The sequence below is a fragment of the Janthinobacterium sp. FW305-128 genome (assembly GCF_020858135.1).
GTDB lineage: Bacteria > Pseudomonadota > Gammaproteobacteria > Burkholderiales > Burkholderiaceae_D > Janthinobacterium.
This window is the reverse complement of sequence record NZ_JACYMK010000003.1, coordinates 347,756-364,460: the sequence shown is the minus strand read 5'-3', so window position 1 is coordinate 364,460 and position 16,705 is coordinate 347,756. Positions and strand designations below refer to the sequence as shown.

12 protein-coding genes are annotated in these 16,705 nt (G+C 65.0%); 6 read left to right on the top strand and 6 right to left on the bottom strand.

Going from position 1 to position 16,705, the window contains the following annotated elements:
- The first annotated feature begins 308 nt into the window (after positions 1-308).
- A complete protein-coding gene (xseA, locus tag IGS60_RS09290) occupies positions 309-1,670 on the top strand; it encodes an exodeoxyribonuclease VII large subunit (protein WP_230503942.1) in 1,362 nt (453 codons plus the stop codon).
- A gap of 83 nt (positions 1,671-1,753) precedes the next feature.
- Here the strand turns inward: xseA and IGS60_RS09285 are convergent, their stop codons facing one another.
- From IGS60_RS09285 to IGS60_RS09260, 6 genes are all read right to left on the bottom strand, one after another.
- Entirely contained in the window at positions 1,754-4,204 is a 2,451-nt protein-coding gene (locus IGS60_RS09285) for a TonB-dependent receptor (RefSeq protein ID WP_230503939.1), read from the bottom strand.
- 107 nt (positions 4,205-4,311) lie between these two features.
- Positions 4,312-5,364, bottom strand: a complete 1,053-nt coding sequence (locus tag IGS60_RS09280; protein WP_230503937.1) for an ABC transporter ATP-binding protein — start codon at positions 5,362-5,364, stop codon at positions 4,312-4,314.
- Position 5,365: 1 nt separating this feature from the next.
- On the bottom strand, positions 5,366-6,742 hold the full coding sequence (locus IGS60_RS09275) for a GH1 family beta-glucosidase (protein WP_230503935.1): 1,377 nt from the start codon (positions 6,740-6,742) through the stop codon (positions 5,366-5,368).
- A gap of 32 nt (positions 6,743-6,774) precedes the next feature.
- Entirely contained in the window at positions 6,775-7,593 is an 819-nt protein-coding gene (locus IGS60_RS09270; RefSeq protein WP_034751746.1) for a carbohydrate ABC transporter permease, read from the bottom strand.
- Positions 7,590-8,582 (bottom strand): carbohydrate ABC transporter permease, encoded by a 993-nt coding sequence (locus tag IGS60_RS09265; protein ID WP_230503933.1) that lies wholly within the window; start codon positions 8,580-8,582, stop codon positions 7,590-7,592. Before IGS60_RS09265 ends, IGS60_RS09270 begins: the two co-directional genes overlap by 4 nt.
- Positions 8,583-8,589: 7 nt before the next feature.
- Entirely contained in the window at positions 8,590-9,882 is a 1,293-nt protein-coding gene (locus IGS60_RS09260) for an extracellular solute-binding protein (RefSeq protein WP_230503931.1), read from the bottom strand.
- A 444-nt stretch (positions 9,883-10,326) separates the two neighbouring features.
- On the opposite strand from IGS60_RS09260, the gene IGS60_RS09255 reads away from it, so the two are divergent.
- The 5 genes from IGS60_RS09255 to IGS60_RS09235 all read left to right on the top strand — a co-directional run bounded on the left by IGS60_RS09255 (position 10,327) and on the right by IGS60_RS09235 (position 16,688).
- A complete protein-coding gene (locus IGS60_RS09255; protein ID WP_070224621.1) occupies positions 10,327-11,346 on the top strand; it encodes a LacI family DNA-binding transcriptional regulator in 1,020 nt (339 codons plus the stop codon).
- A 211-nt stretch (positions 11,347-11,557) separates the two neighbouring features.
- Positions 11,558-12,136, top strand: coding sequence for a superoxide dismutase (locus IGS60_RS09250; RefSeq protein WP_034751750.1), 579 nt, complete (start codon positions 11,558-11,560; stop codon positions 12,134-12,136).
- Positions 12,137-12,261: 125 nt separating this feature from the next.
- Positions 12,262-15,228: a sensor histidine kinase gene (locus IGS60_RS09245; protein WP_230503929.1), complete on the top strand. Its 2,967-nt coding sequence runs from the start codon at positions 12,262-12,264 to the stop codon at positions 15,226-15,228.
- A 146-nt stretch (positions 15,229-15,374) separates the two neighbouring features.
- Entirely contained in the window at positions 15,375-15,734 is a 360-nt protein-coding gene (locus IGS60_RS09240) for a lysozyme inhibitor LprI family protein (RefSeq protein WP_230503927.1), read from the top strand.
- 78 nt (positions 15,735-15,812) lie between these two features.
- On the top strand, positions 15,813-16,688 hold the full coding sequence (locus IGS60_RS09235) for a Kdo hydroxylase family protein (RefSeq protein ID WP_230503925.1): 876 nt from the start codon (positions 15,813-15,815) through the stop codon (positions 16,686-16,688).
- Positions 16,689-16,705 lie beyond the last annotated feature (17 nt).

Sequence of the window (16,705 nt, the reverse complement as noted above, 5' to 3'; positions counted from 1 at the left end):
CACTTTATTTCCGTGCGCAAAAATGTAGCAAGGCACTTTTATTGGTATAAAGAGGCCTGCACGGCCACGTTTGTCCAAGGCAAAAAGTTCCGCACACTTTCTGTGGATAACTTTGTGCGTAAGTGGCAGGGGCTGCACTGATGTGCTTGATATTAAAGGATTTTTTCCCTGTGCACGCAAATCAGGCATACGGGAATTCATCATGAAATCAATTACTTAGAAATAGAACTTGTTGTTTTGCACGATATATGACATAAGCATGACCTCGCCGATAATATGTGGACAGTTCCCTTCCCGCTCCCAGCTTTATGATGACAGACACCCCGACTGACAGCGGCTTTGCCGCCCCGCCCGTGCTGACCGTCAGCGCCCTGAACCAGGCCGTCGCGCGGCTGCTCGAGCGCTCGTTCCCCCTGACCTGGATCGCCGGCGAGATTTCCAACTTCACGCGCGCCGCTTCCGGCCACTGGTATTTCACCTTGAAGGACGATGGCGCCCAGGTGCGCGCCGTGATGTTCCGCGGCCGCGCCCAGTACGCCGGCTTCACGCCGCGCGAAGGCGACAAGGTCGAAGTGCGCGCCCTCGTCACCCTGTACGGCGCACGCGGCGACTACCAGATCAACGTGGAAGCCATCCGCCGCGCCGGCGTGGGCGCCCTGTACGAAGCGTTCCAGCGCCTGAAGGAAAAGCTGGCCGCGCAGGGCCTGTTCGACCAGGAACGCAAGCGCGCCATTCCCATGTTCGCGCGCAGCATCGGCATCGTCACCAGCCCGCAGGCGGCCGCCCTGCGCGACGTGCTGATCGCCTTGCAGCGCCGCGCGCCGCACGTGTCCATCATCCTGTATCCCACGCCCGTGCAGGGCCAGCAGGCGCCGGAAAAAATCGCGCACGCGATCCGCACGGCATCAGCCAGGGCCGAGTGCGACGTGCTGCTGGTGTGCCGTGGCGGCGGCAGCATCGAGGATTTATGGTCGTTCAACGATGAAGCCGTGGCGCATGCGATCGCCGATTGTTCCATGCCCGTGATCAGCGGCGTGGGCCACGAGACGGATTTCACCATCGCCGACTTCGCAGCCGACCTGCGCGCGGCCACGCCGACGGCGGCGGCCGAACTGGCGGCCACGCCGCGCGCCGACTGGATGGCTTCCCTGCGCGCCGACGCAACGGACTTGCGCCGCGCCATGCGCCGCCGCCTCGACGACGCGGCGCAAACCCTGGACCGCCATAGCCGCCGCCTGCTCAACCCGAAGGCGCAGCTGCAGCAGCAGCGCCTGCAGCTGCTGGCCCTGTCCACGGCCATGACGCATGCGGCGCGCGCGCCCGTGAACCAGTCGCAGTACGCACTGGAACGCCTGCGCAACCGCTGGGCCGCCTTGCGGCCCGACGTCACTGCGCCGCGCGCGCGCCTGGTGGAAGCGCAGCGGCGCGGCGGCGCGGCCATGGCGCAGCTGCTCAGCCAGCGGCGCCACCGCCTCGACGGCCTGGCGGCGCAGCTGGAGCTGTTGAATCCCCAGCGCACCCTGGAACGCGGCTACGCGATCCTGCGCGACGAAAAAGGCGCCATCGTGCGCTCGCCGGCGCAGCTGCAGGCGCGCCAGAACGTCAACGTGCGCCTGGCCGATGGCAGCGCGCAGATCGGCATCGCCAGCGTGCAGGCGGCGCTGGAATAAAAAAGGCCGGGGAAGCTCCCCGGCCCAACACCTTCCCCTACTGAGTGGACTGCGACTGCAACTGCCCTTTCACACTACCCCATTTAAAACTTCATCGACACGCGCGCGCCAAACGTGCGCGGCGCGTTGTAGAAGGCGCCGTAGATCTGCTGCGTCGGCTGGCATGGCATGCCCACGTCCGTGCAGATTTCATTGACGTCCAGCTTGACCGCCTTGTCGGTGGCGTTCTGCACGAACGCTTCCACCGTGTACGCCTTGTTCGCCGGCTGGAAGCGCAGGCTCAGGTCCAGGGTCGTGTAGGCTTCCTGGCGCTTGACGCCCGCATGGCCCGGCACGTCGCCGTTGAACGCACCCGCGCCCACGTACGACATGGTTTCATAGTGCACCGAGGCGCGCGGCGTGAGCTGGCCGCCGGCGACATTGAAATCATGCTCGTACTGCACCGTGGTGGAAAACTTCGGCGCATGCTTCATGGTGCTGCCGCCCACGTTCACCAATGGCGCCGTCGAACCGCAGGACTGGCCATTCGCGCGCGCCGCATCGACGTCGCACGAAAGAAAATCGTCATACACGGCTTTGAGCCAGGTGGCGTTGCCCGTCAGGCGGTCGACCTTCGTTGGCCGCCACACCCATTCCGCTTCCAGGCCCTTGACGGTGGCGCCGGCCGCGTTGAAGTTGGCCAGCACGCTGTTGACCACCTGCGATTCGAGCTTGTCCTTGTACTTCATCAGGAAGGCATCGAGGTTCAGGGTCAGTTCGCGGTTCAGCAAGTCCGACTTGAAGCCGATTTCATAGCTGGTCAGCTTTTCCGGCTTGGTGGTGGCGCCGCCGTCGCCGATGGCCGGCGAGTGGAAGCCCGTCGTCACGGAGCCGAACAGCAGAATGTCCGGGCGCAGCTTGTACTCGATGCGACCCAGCCAGGTGGCCTGGCCGTATTTCAGGTCGGCCGTATTGTCGCCCGGCGTATTGCCGCAGGCGGCCGCCGTGATGGCGCCGCCGGGGCCGATATTGTGCGTGTTGGCCAGGCCCGTGCCCGGCGTGACCAGCTGGCGCAGCTGGTCGGCGGTCAGCACGGTGGTGCCCAGCGGCGTGTTGGCGGGCCAGTTCGGGCAAGCCCAGTTCTGGCCGCCGATGTCGAATTTATGGTCTTTCGTGTAGCGCGCGCCGGCCGTCAGCTTGATCTGGTCCGTCAGTTGCTGGCTGACCTGGCCGAACACGGCTTTCGATTTGAGCTGGCGGTCGCCCTGGATGAAGGACATGGACGAGGCATACTGGCCCACGGTGGGCTGCACGAAGATCACAGCGCCGTTGGCGATATCCTGCTGCACGGCGGCCTGCGAAATCTGGCTGCGGTCGATGTCGAAGCGCACCTTGTTCTTTTCATTGAACAGGAACAGGCCGGCCACCCACTGGAACGGCGCATCGTCGTCCGAGCGCGCCTGCAGTTCGTGCGAATAGCTGTCGAACTGCGCCCAGTCGGTGCGATTTTCCGACTTGAAGCCGGGGAACAGGCCCGCATCGGCATCGTTGCTGTTCTGGCGCTTGTAGCGGCTCCAGCTGCCCAGGTAGGTGAAGTCCAGCGCATCCGTCGGCTTGTAATTGAGCTTGCCCTTGTAGGTCAAAATCGACTGGTCCAGGGTGCCCGGCGTGTCGATCAGGGCCGAGCGCAGCTTCTCGCCCGTTTTCGGTTCCGCCGCCAGGTAAACGTTGCCGGCGCCCTGGTCGAGGAAGTAGTCGGCGATGAAGGTGCCGCGCAACTGCGGCGTGAACTTCCACAGCAGCGAGGCGCGCACGCCCATCTGGTCGCCGGCGCCATACTTGGCCGTGCCCGGCATGACGTTCGAGCCGCGGCGGAAGTCCACCGTGCCGTCGTGGCTATCCTTGATGGCGGCGATGCGCAGCGCCACGTCGTCGGAAAACGGAATGTTGAGCATGCCCTGCGTCTGCAGGTGGCGGTAGTCGCCGACGGTGATGCCGGCCGAGCCCATGAACTTCGATGTGTTTGGCGCGGCGGAGACGAGATTGACGGCGCCGGCCGTCGAATTGCGGCCGTTCAGGGTGCCCTGCGGTCCACGCGCCACCTCGACGTGGCTCAAGTCGTACATCAGCGCCGTGGCGCCCTGGGGACGCGGCGAATACACGCCGTCGACATAGAAGGCGACGGCCGGGTCGCCCAGCTCCGTGTGGTTGGCCGAGCCCACGCCGCGCATGTAGACGTGCACGCCGCCCGAGTCGCCATGCTGCTCGACGACGAGGCTGGGCACCATGGTGGCCAGCGACGCCAGATCCTTGACCTGATTGTTTTGCAGGGTGTCCTGGTTGAAGGCGGTGACGGCCAGCGGCGTCTCCTGCACGAAGGTATTGCGGCGCGTGGCCGTGACGACGATGCGGTCCATCTGTTCGGCTGCCGGTTTTGCCGCGTCCGTGGCCGCAGCCTCCTGGGCCATGGCGGCGCCGCTGCCCAGCAAGATGAACTGGGCGAAGGTCGCATGCGCCAGGCTGAGGGCGATGGTATTGCGTTTGAGCTGTTGCATTGTTGTTGTCTCCTGTACCGCTGGTTGAATGATGATCACATAGCTCTTTGGCTACTGCTGCACATTTTTTGGGTGTCAATCTGAAGTCATGTCGCCTCCGTGCGGGGTCAATGGGTAGCCACGGCGCGCCCGGCCGTGTCGAACAGAAAGGCATGGCCTTCTTCCGGCGCGAAGCCGATGGCGCTGCCCTGCGCCAGCGCGTGGCGCGCCTCGCCGTGCAGCTTGATAGCCACCGCATGCGGGCCGCCGTCGATGCGATCGTCAAGCGTCGCGTGGATGATCTGCGCATCGCCCAGCTGCTCGATCAGGGTCACCGTGGCGCCGTAGCCTTCATTGCGCGGCACCAGGCGCAGGTGTTCGGGGCGTATGCCGACCAGCATGCCCGCCGCGCCGCCAAGCTGGCTGGCCAGGGCCGGGACGGCGGCGCACGGCAAAAAATTCATGCGCAGCGCGCCGATGAAACCTGCCACGAACTGGCTGGCCGGATGGCGGTACAGGTCCAAAGGCGCGCCCACCTGCTCCAGGTGGCCGCCATGGAAGACGGCGACCCTGTCACCGAGGGTCATGGCCTCGACCTGGTCGTGCGTCACGTAGATCATCGTCGTGCCCAGCTCCTGGTGCAGCTTGGCCAGCTCGATGCGCGTCTGCACGCGCAGCGAGGCATCGAGGTTGGACAGCGGCTCATCGAACAGAAACACCTTGGGCTGGCGCACGATGGAGCGGCCGATGGCCACGCGCTGACGTTCGCCGCCCGACAAGGCCTTGGGTTTGCGGTCGAGCAGGTGCGTGATCTGCAAAATCTCGGCCACCTTGCCGACGGCGGCGCGCACTTCGGCTTCCGGCCGGCCCGCCAATTTCAAGGCAAAGCCCATGTTGTCGCGCGCCGTCATGTGCGGATACAGGGCGTAGCTCTGGAAGACCATGGCGATGCCCCGCTCGGCCGGTGCCACGTCGTTGGCCAGCAAGTCGCCGATGCGCAGCTGGCCCGCGCTGATGTCTTCCAGTCCCGCGATCATGCGCAGCAGGGTCGACTTGCCGCAGCCGGACGGCCCGACGAAGACCATGAATTCGCCGTCGTGGATATCGAGGTCCAGGCCCTTGACGATTTCCGGGCCGTCGCCGTAGGTCTTGCGGATGCCGCGCAGCGAGATGGCGGCCATGTCAGTGCTCCCCGGCCAGGACCAGCTGGGCCGGTGCGTGGGACGCGCGTTGCGCGGCGATGAAATCGCGGTACCACAGGGCGCTGTCCTTGAAGCTGCGCTGCTGCGTGGCGTAGTCGACGTACAGCATGCCGAAGCGCTTGGCGTAGCCCGAGTTCCACTCGAAATTGTCCATCAGGCTCCAGTAGAAATAGCCGCGCACGTCGATGCCCTGCGCGATCACGGCGCGCAGGGCGTCCAGGTGCAGCCGCACGTACTCGATGCGCGGTTCGTCGTGGATCTTGCCGCCGACGGGCTTGTCGGCGACGGCCATGCCGTTTTCCGTGATGTAGACGGGCGGCAGCCGGTACTCACGGTGCAGGCCCACGAGCAGCTCCGTCAAGCCTTGCGGATAGGTTTCCCAGCCCATGTCGTTGACACCGAGCTTGCATTCGGGCTTGCGCGGCGGCGTCTCGGCGCTCATGTAAGCGCGCGTGTAGTAGTTCACGCCGAGGAAATCGAGGGGCTGCTTGATATCTGTGAAATCGTTTTCAAAGATAGCCAAAGCAGAAGCGTCGGCGTGTTTCAGGGCCAGGGCCGGGTAGCGGCCCTTGAAGATGGCGTCCATATACCACTGCACCGAGCGCGCATATTCGAGTTCGGCCAGCTCGCGGTCCTGGGCGCTGTCGGTGGCCGGCGTGGCCGTCCATTGATTGAGCACGATGCCCAGCTTCGCCGGCGCATTCACCGTGCGCATCGCCTGTATGGCCAGGCCGTGCGACAGCAGCAGGTGGTGCGACACTTGCACGGCGGCGGCCGGATCGGCCATGCCGGGCGCGAACTGCCCCGTGCCGTGGCCCAGCACGGCCGTGCACCACGGCTCGTTGTGCGTGGCGATGCTGGCGACCTTGTGGCCGAAGCGGCGCGCCACCTCGGCCGCGTAGGCAGCGAAGTGATAGCAGGTGGCGCGGTTGAGCCAGCCGCCCTCGTCCTGCAAGGCTTGCGGCAAGTCCCAGTGGTACAGGGTCAGATGGGCATCGAGACCCTTCGCGGCCAGGGCGTCGAGCAGGCGCGCATAGAAATCGAAGCCCGCCTCGTTCCAGGCGCCGGAACCCGTCGGCTGGACGCGCGACCAGGACATGGAAAAGCGGTAGGCGTTGACGCCCAGGCTGGCGATCAGCTCCACGTCCTCGGCATAGCGGTGGTAATGGTCGCAAGCCACGTCGCCATTGCTGCCGTCGATGATCTTGCCGTCCGTGTGGCTGAAGGTATCCCAGATGGACGGGCCGCGGCCGTCGATGGCGGCGGCGCCCTCGATCTGGTAGGCGCTGGTGGCCACGCCCCAGGTGAACGTGGCGGGGAAGTTGGTGTCGATGTCGTCGTTATGCATGGTGGTCATGTCAGTGTGAGGGGTTGAGATAAATGTGTGGATCAGCCTTTGACGGCGCCTTGGGTCAAGCCTTCGATCAGGCGCTTCGAGGCGACAAAAAACATCAGCAGCAGCGGCAGCACGGCGATGGCGGCGCCCGTCATCAGCGCGCCCCACTCCGTGTTGTTCGGCGCCTGCATGCTGCGCAGGGCCAGCGGGATCGTGTAGTTCTCGACCGAGCGCATGACGACCAGCGGCGTGATGAAATTGTTCCACGAGTTGATGAAAGTGATCAGGCCCAGGGTGCCCATGGCGGGGCCGATCAGCGGCAGCACGACGCGCCAGTAGATGGCGAATTCGCCGCAGCCGTCGATGCGCGCCGCCTCGATCAAATCCTTCGGGATGGCCGTGCCGATGTACTGGCGCATCAGGAAGATGCCCAGCGCGCCGGCCGCTCCCGGCACGTACAAGGCGCGCGGCTGGTCCAGCCATCCGAGGAAATCCATCAGCATGAAGGTCGGGATCATGTTCATGAACGACGGGATGATCATCGAGGCCATCACCAGGGTAAACAGGGGCCGCTTGAAGCGGAATTCGTACATGGCGAAGGCATAGCCGCCCAGCGAGCAAAAGAACAAAGTCAGGGCGGTGGTCATCAAGGCCACGTAGAGGCTGATGCCGATATTGCGCCAGAACGGCAGGCGCTCCTGCAGCAGTTCGAGGTTGTTCAGCAGGGCCGTGCCGAACCAGCGCGGCGGCGGCAGGCTGTAGATCTCGGCGCTCGTGTGCGTGGCGAAGACGAACATGAAGTAGAACGGCGCGACCATGATCAGGGCGCCGATGGCCACCATGGCGTAGGCCGTCCAGCGGGTGGTTTTCATCGGGCCTCCTTGCGTTCATGACGTTCATTGCGGCTGAAGATGCGGTTATTCACCCAGGTGGTGCTGGCGATGATGAGGAACAGCAGCCAGGAAATGGCCGACGCCGTGCCGAAGTCGCCCGAGGAAAACGCCGTCTTGTAGACGAAGATGGCCGTCGTCATCACGGACTGGCTCACGCCGCTCGATTCGGCCACCAGCACGAACGGTTCCTCGAACAGCTGCAGATTGCCCATGATGGTCAAGGTGACGGCCAGGTAGATCATGGGGCGCAGCTGCGGCAGGGTGATGTACCAGAATTGCTGGCGTTTCGAGGCGCCGTCGATGGTGGCCGCTTCATATAAATCCTTCGGGATGACCTGCAGCGCGGACAGGTACAGCACCAGGTTCCAGCCCAGGTAGCGCCAGAAAATCACGAAGGCGACGGCCGGCTTGATGAACAGCGAGCTGCCCAGCCAGTCGATGGACTCTGCCGGAAACAGCCCGCCCACCAGCGGCAGGCTGGCGCACCACTGGAGCAGCACATTGATCTGGCCATAGTCGCGCGAGAACAGGGTGTTGAAGACCATGGCGATGGCCACGCTGGAGGTGATGAACGGTAAAAAGTAAATGCCGATCACCAGGTTGCGCGAGCGCTTGAAGCTGTTGTGGATGAACGCTGCCAGCGGAATGGCGACCAGGTGCTGCGGCACACCCGAGGCCAGCGCCAGCCAGACGGTATTGCCCAGCGAGCGCAAAAACCACGGGTCGCTCAAGGCGTACTTGTAGTTGTCCAGCCCCACCCACTGCATGGCTTCCACGCCGCTGGCCGCTTCCCACTGGTTGAACGACAAATAGATGGAAAACAGCAGCGGGAACAGGCTGAAGACGGCGAACAGGATGAAGAAGGGGCTGATGAAAATATATGGCGCCCACTGCTTCATGTTGAAACGCTTCCTGGCGCGCCGCGCCGGGACGGCGGCGCGCTCGGTACAAGGCATGGAGGTAGTCATGCTGCTCCTAGCGCCGCGCGCGGTGGGTAATCAGGGCCTTGGCGTCGGCCAGCGCCGTCTTGATATCCTTGTTTTGCGCCAGCACGCTTTCCAGTTCCATGTTGACGATGTCGCGCGCCACGGCGTCGAACTTGTCGACGCGGATGACGGGAATCTTCGCCGCCGTGTCGCGTGCCAGCAGGCGCGTCTTCTGGCCGCCGAAGTACGCTTGCGGCTCGTCCATCATCGGGTCCGCATATGCCGCTTTCAGGGCCGGGAAGGCGCCGATCTCGTTCAGCGAGTGCAGCTGGATATCCTTGTTGACGGTCATGAACTTGATGAATTCCCAGGCCTGGGTTTTATTCGCGGCCTTTTTCGGGATGCCGTAGAAGGAGCCGCCGTAGGACGCCAGCGCGCCGGCCGGCAAGTTGGCCGCGCGCCACTGGCCCTTGGAATCGGGGGCCAGCCACTTGGCCAGGTGGCCGCTGAGCCAGGAACCCATCATCTGGCTGGCCACCTTGTCGCGTTTAAAACCTTCGGCCCACTCGCCCGTCCAGGCCACGGTGCGCGCATCGATGCCGGCCACCCGCGCCGCCTTGGCCAGTTCGAAGGCCTTGACGAAGCGGGGCGAGTCGACCAGCACCTGGCCCTTGTCGCCAAAGTAAATGCCTTCGCCATCCTTCAAATTAGCGCGGATAACGATGTCGGCCAGGTCGCTGGCGCCGGCCAGCAGATAGGTGCCGGTGGCGGCCTTGAGCTTCTTGCCGGCGGCGATATACGATTCCCACGATTGCGTCAGGTCGGCTTCCTTGATGCCCGCCTTGTCCATCAAGTCCTTGCGGTAGAACAAAGTGCCCGGCCCCAGGTCGGCCGGCATGGCGCCCAGGGTGCCGCGCGAACTGGTCGCCTGCACGAAGGTGAACGGCACGAACTGGGCGCGGTACTGCCCTGCGCCGTAGGGCGGCAGCAAGAGGTCTTCCATGCCCTTCGATTCGGCGAAGCTGCCCACGTAGCGGAAGTCGATGGCCATCACGTCGGGCAGGCGCGCGCCGGCCGCCAGCGCCGTCGTCATCGAGTTATGGTGGTCGTCGATCTGCAGGCTGACCAGCTTGACCTTCACCTGCGGGTACAGCTTTTCCCACAGGGGCAAGGCCGTCTTGACGGCGCGGTCCAGGTCGGGAAACGAGGCGACGGTAATCGTCGCCGGGGCCAGCGCCGGCACAGGCGGCGCGGCCGGCGGGACGGCGGCGGGCGCGGCGGCCACGCTGGCGGCCAGGGTCAGCGCGGCCAGGGGGGCGGCGCCAAGGATGCTTGACTTCATTATTTCATCTCCGATTATTGAGCGTCTTCTATCTTGAAAACGTTTTCACAACATGTGTCCATTTAACACCGCAAAGAAAATCAAGTCAACCGAAAAAGTTGTCATTTTTATTGAGGGTGGCGTGGCAAGGTCCACGCCACGGCGCGTGCTCTCCTATGAAAAAGGCGAAAATACAAACTGTCGGGCTTGCTGTTGTTTTTTGTGAAAACGTTTTCAAGCGTAGGTCGGATTAGCGTTTCAACGCGTAATCCGACAATATTGTTGGCGGCAGAGGCATGTTCCGGCGCATTGCTGGCCGTGATGTGTCGGGTTACGCCCTGCGGGCTAACCCTACCTACGCCGACCTACCCCGATCTGCGGCGCTATCGGCCATTTATGGTAATCTTTCGATGAAAAGGTTTTCAGAGCACTGACGACCAGCCATCTTGACACCCAGGAACCGCCTTGAACGATAGCGCCCATGCTGCTCCCCCTTCCACCCTGCTCGACGTGGCCCGCCAGGCCGGCGTGTCGCCCAGCACCGTCTCGCGCATCCTGAACGGCACGGCCAGGGTGTCCGATGACAAGCGCGACGCCGTGCTGGCGGCCATTGCGCACATGAAATTTGCGCCGAACCAGATGGCACAGGGCTTGAAGAAGGGCCGCTCGATGACCATCGGCATCGTGGTGCAGGATATTTCCAGCCCCTTCTTCGATGAAAGCCTGCGCGGCGTGGACGATGGCTTGAAGGACACGGGCTATGCGTCCGTCATCGTCAGCGGGCACTGGAATGCGCAGGAAGAAGCGGACCGCATCCGTCTGCTGCTGGCGCGAAAGGTCGACGGCATCATCCTGCTGTCCGGGCGCATCTCGGACGAGAGCGTGCTCGATTTCTCGCAGCAGCGGCCCATCGTCTCGACGGGCCGCCTGCTGGCAACGAAAAGCGCCATCGGCTTCAAGCTCGACAACGAATACGGTGCCTACCTGGCCGTGCGCCACTTGATCGAACTGGGCCACCGGCGCATTGCGTTTGTCGCCGGCCCCGCCAACAACACGGATGCGGCAGAGCGCCTGACGGGCTACCAGCGCGCGCTGCGCGAAGCGGACATCGCCATCGACCCGAAACTGATGGCGGAAGGCGATTTCCACGAGGCAAGCGGGATGCTGGCCATGAACCACTTGTTTGATACGCAGCAGCAATTCAGCGCCGTCTTCGCCGCCAATGACCTGTCCGCCTATGGCGTGCGCCTGTGTTTGTACCGCAAGGGCATCCGCGTGCCCGACGATATCTCGCTCGTCGGCTTCGATGACTTGCCCGGCTCGTCCTACACGACGCCGCCGCTGACGACCATCCACCAGCCCCTGTACGACATCGGCCGCATCGCCACGGAAGCGCTGCTGGGGCTGATCAATGGCGAAGCCGTGCAGGCCGCCATTCCACCGCTGGAACTGATCGTACGCGAGACCACGCGGCGCATCCGATAGCATCCACAGCGGAGAGCATGACGCCCGATTCAGGCTGAACGAGAATCACTACGCCACCCGCATCCGCGACGCGTGGCGGAATCTGCAGCAATGGCGCATCCGCTTTACAATAGTGGCTCGTTCAGCAAGAATGCCTGCTTCAAGCAAGCTTGGCTCAACCCTCCGGCCGCAGGCCGGTAGACTCCGAATACTCACCATAAAGGGACATCACATGGAACATACTCTGCCACCACTGCCGTATGAAATGGACGCTCTGGCGCCGCATATTTCGAAAGAAACCCTGGAATACCACTATGCCAAGCATCACCAGGCGTATGTCACCAACTTGAACAACCTGATCAAGGGTACCGAGTTCGAGAACCTGTCGCTGGAAGAGATCATCAAGAAATCGTCGGGCGGCATCTTCAACAATGCGGCGCAAGTATGGAACCACACCTTCTACTGGAACGGCATGAAGCCGGCCGGCGGCGGCGCGCCTGCGGGTGCCGTGGCTGACGCGATCAACGCCAAATGGTCGTCGTTCGACAAGTTCAAGGAAGAATTCACCAAGTCGTGCGTGGGCAACTTCGGTTCGGGCTGGACCTGGCTGGTGCAAAAAGCCGACGGCTCCGTCGACATCGTCAACACCTCGAACGCCGGCTGCCCGCTGACCACCGGCGACAAGCCGCTGCTGACCTGCGACGTCTGGGAACACGCCTATTACATCGACTACCGCAACCTGCGCGCCAAGTACGTGGAAACGTTCTGGGGCCTGGTCAACTGGGACTTCGTTGCCAAGAACTTCGCGTAAGCGGTCCTTGTCAACGTAGGGCGAAAAAAGCCTGCGCCATCCCGCGCAGGTTTTTTTTCGCCTGCTGAAAAGCAGGGCGCTGCGCTACAATCACTGCCCCGCCACCGCCATCTTCCTCTGCACCGATGTCCGCTCGCCTGCTGCGCCGCCTGTTGATGTTGCCCCTGCTGGCGTGCCACCTGCACGCATGCGCGGCCGCCCCCCTGCTGTCCGACTACACCCACAATGCCTGGGGCGCCTTGCAAGGCGCGCCCGTCGACGTGCTCAAATTCGCCCAGGGCAAGGATGGCTGGCTGTGGATCGCCACGGCCACCGGCTTGTACCGCTACGATGGCGTGCGCTTCGACCGCGTCGACAGAGTGTACGGCCACCGCCTGCCGTCGAGCAATGTGCTGGGCCTGGCCACGCCGCCGGACGGTGCCGTGTGGGTCGGCTACCGTCTCGGCGGCGTCAGCGTCTTTCGCCAGGGTGGCGCGCGCACCTACCGCGAAGCGGACGGCTTGCCGCCGGGCGCCGTGTTCCATATCGAGGCGGCGCCCGACGGCGCCATCTGGGTCGGCACGCGCGATGGCGCGGCGCGCCTGGCGCCCGGCGCGGACCGCTTCGTCGCGCAAGCGGCCAACGTGGGCCTGCCCGACAAGCGCGTGTACCAGATCCTGTTCGGGCGCGATGGCACGCAATGGATGGGCACCATGCATGGCGTCTTTTTCCGCAGGCTGGGCGAGACGCGCTTTTCCCATGCCTGGCCGCGCACCCTCCTCACCGCCATGGACGAAGCGCCCGATGGCGCCATCTGGGCCGTCGACACGCACAGCAATTACTACCGCGTGCGCACCAGCGCGCCGCGCGGCGATGCGCCCATCCGGCCCGACGCCAGGGGCAACGGCATCCGCTTCGACCGCGCCGGCACCATGTGGCTGATGCAGCCCGATGGCATCGAACGCAAGTTCGACCCTGCCGGCCCCAGTCTGCCGGCCCAGCGCCTGACGCGCCAGAACGGCATCAGCGGCCCGCTGCCGCAAACGTCGTTCCAGGACCGCGAGGGCAATCTGTGGTTCGGCACTTCGACTGGCCTGGACCGGCTGCGGCCAAACCGCCTGCAGACCCTGGCCGTTGCCGTGCCCTTCGACCACCCAGGCATGCTGGCGGGACCCGATGGCGACGTGTGGATCGGCGACTACGTGAGCGACGTGCGCAGCTTTACGGCCGACGGGCTGAAAAAAGTGATTTTGAAAGGGGCGCTGGCGGCCAGCCACTGGGCGCCCGACGGCACGCTGTGGCTGGGCAACGAGCAGGAGCTGCACCACCGCGCGCGCGACGGCGCCATGACGCGCGTGACAGCGCCCGTGCAAGGACTCGATCCGCAGGCGCTGCAGCAGGACCGCTCGGGCGCCCTGTGGGCCTCGTTTTCCGGCGGCGGCCTGTTTCGCCTGAGCGAAGGAAAATGGAGCGCGAACGGCGGCCTGTCCGGCCTGCCGGCGGTGCTGACCACGGCCATGGCGATCGATGGCGCCGGCACCGTCTGGCTGGGCCATGCCGACAATACGGTCAGCCTGGTGGCCGACGGCCAGCGCGCGGGCGCCGTCAGGCGGCTCGGCGCGGCCGAGGGCCTGCAGGTGGGCACCGTGCTGCAGCTGTACCGCGATGGCGACGCGATGTGGGCCGGCGGCGAAAACGGCGTGGCCCTGTACCGCGCCGGGCGCTTCCACACCTTGCGCGGCGCGCGCGGCGCGGCGTTTCGCGGCGTGTCGGGCATCGTGCGCCTGCCGGACGGCGACCTGTGGCTGCATGGAGCGGACGGCATAAGCCATATCGGCGCGTCCAGCCTGGCCGCGTGGATGCGGGACGGCAGCGCCGTCGCCTCGGAACGCTTCGACGCACTCGACGGCTTGCAGGGCCATGCTTCGCAACTGCGCCCCGTGCCTTCTCTGATCCATGCGCCCGACGGCAAGCTGTGGTTCTCCACCTCGGCCACCATCGCCATGCTCGACCCGCTGCATATCCGCCGCAATCGCCTGCCGCCGCCGGTGCAGATCCACAGCTTGCTGGCCAATGGCGCGCGTTACGCGCTCGACGATGGCAAGCCGCTGCAGCTGCCGCAAGGCAGCAAGACCCTGCAGATCGGCTTCACGGCGCTGAGCCTGTCGATGCCGGAACGCGTGCGCCTGCGCTACCGGCTGGCGGGCGTGGACGCCGGCTGGCAAGAGGCGGTCGGGCGCCGCGAGGCGTACTACACCAACCTGGCACCGGGCAGCTACCGCTTCGACGTCACGGCCGCCAACGAAGACGGCGTGTGGAACACGCAGGGAGCCAAGCTCGACATCGTCATCGCGCCCGCCTTCGTGCAGACGCCGTGGTTCGTCGTGCTGCTGGCGCTGGGCGCCGCGCTGCTGCTGTACGGCGGCTATGTGCTGCGCATCCGCCATCTGACGCGCAACATGCAGGAACGGCTGCAGGAACGCTTGCAGGAGCGGCTGGCCGAACGCTCGCGCATCGCCCGCTCGCTGCACGACACCCTGCTGCAAAGCGTGCAGGGCCTGATCCTGTCGTTCCATGCGCATGCGGACATGCTGCCCAAGGGCACGCGCGAACGGGCGCGCCTCGACGGCACCCTCAACCTGGCCGACCAGCTGCTGATCGAAGGCCGCGACCAGATCATGGACTTGCGCGCCTCGGCCGAACCGGACGAACTGCGGCTGGCGCTGCAGCAATTCGGCAAGGGCCTGGCCGAGCACCGCGCGCACGCCTTCACCGTGCACGTCAGCGGCAGCTGCCGGCGCCTGCAGCCGCGCGTGCATGACGAGGTCTATGCCATCGCGCGCGAAGCGCTGTTCAACGCCTCGCGCTATGCCGAGGCGGCAAACATCGTGCTGGAACTCGACTACGCGGAGCAGGCATTCACCCTGCGCGTGCGCGACGACGGCTGCGGCCTCGACGATGGCGTGGCGCAGGCGGGCCAGCGGCCCGGCCACTGGGGCCTGGTCGGCATGCGCGAGCGCGCCGCCGGCATCGGGGCCAGCCTGCGCATCGACAGCCGGCCCGGCGCCGGCACGCAGATCGAAGTGAGCGTGCCGGGCCGCCTGGCCTACTGACGGCGCTGGCGGGGCTGACGGGGCTGACGGGGCACGCCCGCAAGCGTCCGCGGGCGGGAGAGAAAATGTTATACGATGCGCAAGAGCGCTGTACTGCTCACCGATCCTGCCCCACCACTTCCTGAAAGCCCGCCATGAAAAAATGCATGCTTGCCCTGCTCGTGTTTGCCTCCGGTTCCGCCTTCGCCAACTCGGCCTGCGACACGCCGCGCAACGACTTCGACGGCCTGTATTGCCTCAACAAGGTGTACCAGGAAGCGGACAAGGAACTCAACGCCAACTACAAGACACTCGCCGCCAAGCTCGATGCCGGCGGCAAGCAGAAGCTGAAATCGGGCCAGCTGGCATGGATCGCCAACCGCAACGACGCCTGCTCCAAACGCGAATCGTCGGGTTTCTATGTGAATCTCGATTGCGCCACCAAGACCACCATCGAACGCGCGCAATTCCTGCAGGACCGCGTGCGCGAATGCGTGAGCGCCGGCTGCCAGAACAGCAAACTGTGATGTAAGTCTGCGCCAGCGCAAACGGGAGCGGGCGGCAAGCGCCCATACTGGCCGCTCCGATGTTTCCCCGTTTGTGCCATGAGCAAACTCATCGATATTTCCCTGGACCGGTGGGACGCCAGCGGCAGCGCCGCGCAGCAGGCGGCGGCGCTGCAGGCACTCGAAGATGGGCAAGTCGTGCTGCTGCCCCGCCTGGGCTTTTCCCTGCAACCGGAAGAGCATGCCCTGCTGAACGGCGCTGTGGGTAGCGCCAGCAGCGCCAAGAACATCAGCTGGGAACCGTCACGCGGCGTGCGCGGCCACGGCGATGCCTGCGATGCGGCCCTGCTGGCCGCGCTGATGCAACGTTATGCGCAGCACACGCAGCGCTTGCTGGCCGGCTTGCTGCCCGGCTATGTTCCCCATCTGCAGCAAGGCAAGGGCAGCTTTCGTCCCGTGGAAATCGCCGGGCGCATCACCTCGTGGCGCAAGGACGATACGCGCCTGCACGTCGACAGCTTTCCTTCCTCGCCCACGCAGGGCCGGCGCATCCTGCGCGTCTTCAGCAACATCCATCCGCGCGGCGCGCCCCGCGTGTGGAAACTGGGCGCGCCGTTCGAACAGGTGGCGCAGCATTTTCTACCCCTTGCAAAGCGTCCGCAACCCGTGCTGGCGGCGCTGCTGCACCGGCTGCGCATCACCAAGTCGCGGCGCACGGCCTACGATCACTACATGCTGCAGCTGCACGACGCCATGAAGGCCGATCTCGCTTACCAGGCGCAGGTGGAGCAATACACCCACGCATTCGCGCCGGGCCAGACGTGGATCGTCTTCAGCGACGCCGTATCGCACGCGGCCCTGCGGGGACAGCATGCGCTCGAGCAAACCTGGCTGCTGCCCGTGCGCGCCATGGCCGCCCCCCACAAATCGCCGCTGGCCATCCTCGAGCGCCAGTTGCAGCGGCCGCTGGCCTAGCCTGATGTGATCTGGCC

What these genes read in the sequence shown, in the direction of transcription:
- IGS60_RS09280 (WP_230503937.1), bottom strand. Translation starts at nt 5,364, where the DNA reads ATGGCCGCCATCTCGCTGCGCGGCATCCGCAAGACCTACGGCGACGGC.
- xseA (WP_230503942.1), top strand. Translation starts at nt 309, where the DNA reads ATGATGACAGACACCCCGACTGACAGCGGCTTTGCCGCCCCGCCCGTG.
- IGS60_RS09235 (WP_230503925.1), top strand. Translation starts at nt 15,813, where the DNA reads ATGAGCAAACTCATCGATATTTCCCTGGACCGGTGGGACGCCAGCGGC.
- IGS60_RS09265 (WP_230503933.1), bottom strand. Translation starts at nt 8,582, where the DNA reads ATGACTACCTCCATGCCTTGTACCGAGCGCGCCGCCGTCCCGGCGCGG.
- IGS60_RS09275 (WP_230503935.1), bottom strand. Translation starts at nt 6,742, where the DNA reads ATGACCACCATGCATAACGACGACATCGACACCAACTTCCCCGCCACG.
- IGS60_RS09285 (WP_230503939.1), bottom strand. Translation starts at nt 4,204, where the DNA reads ATGCAACAGCTCAAACGCAATACCATCGCCCTCAGCCTGGCGCATGCG.
- IGS60_RS09240 (WP_230503927.1), top strand. Translation starts at nt 15,375, where the DNA reads ATGCTTGCCCTGCTCGTGTTTGCCTCCGGTTCCGCCTTCGCCAACTCG.
- IGS60_RS09245 (WP_230503929.1), top strand. Translation starts at nt 12,262, where the DNA reads ATGTCCGCTCGCCTGCTGCGCCGCCTGTTGATGTTGCCCCTGCTGGCG.
- IGS60_RS09250 (WP_034751750.1), top strand. Translation starts at nt 11,558, where the DNA reads ATGGAACATACTCTGCCACCACTGCCGTATGAAATGGACGCTCTGGCG.
- IGS60_RS09270 (WP_034751746.1), bottom strand. Translation starts at nt 7,593, where the DNA reads ATGAAAACCACCCGCTGGACGGCCTACGCCATGGTGGCCATCGGCGCC.
- IGS60_RS09260 (WP_230503931.1), bottom strand. Translation starts at nt 9,882, where the DNA reads ATGAAGTCAAGCATCCTTGGCGCCGCCCCCCTGGCCGCGCTGACCCTG.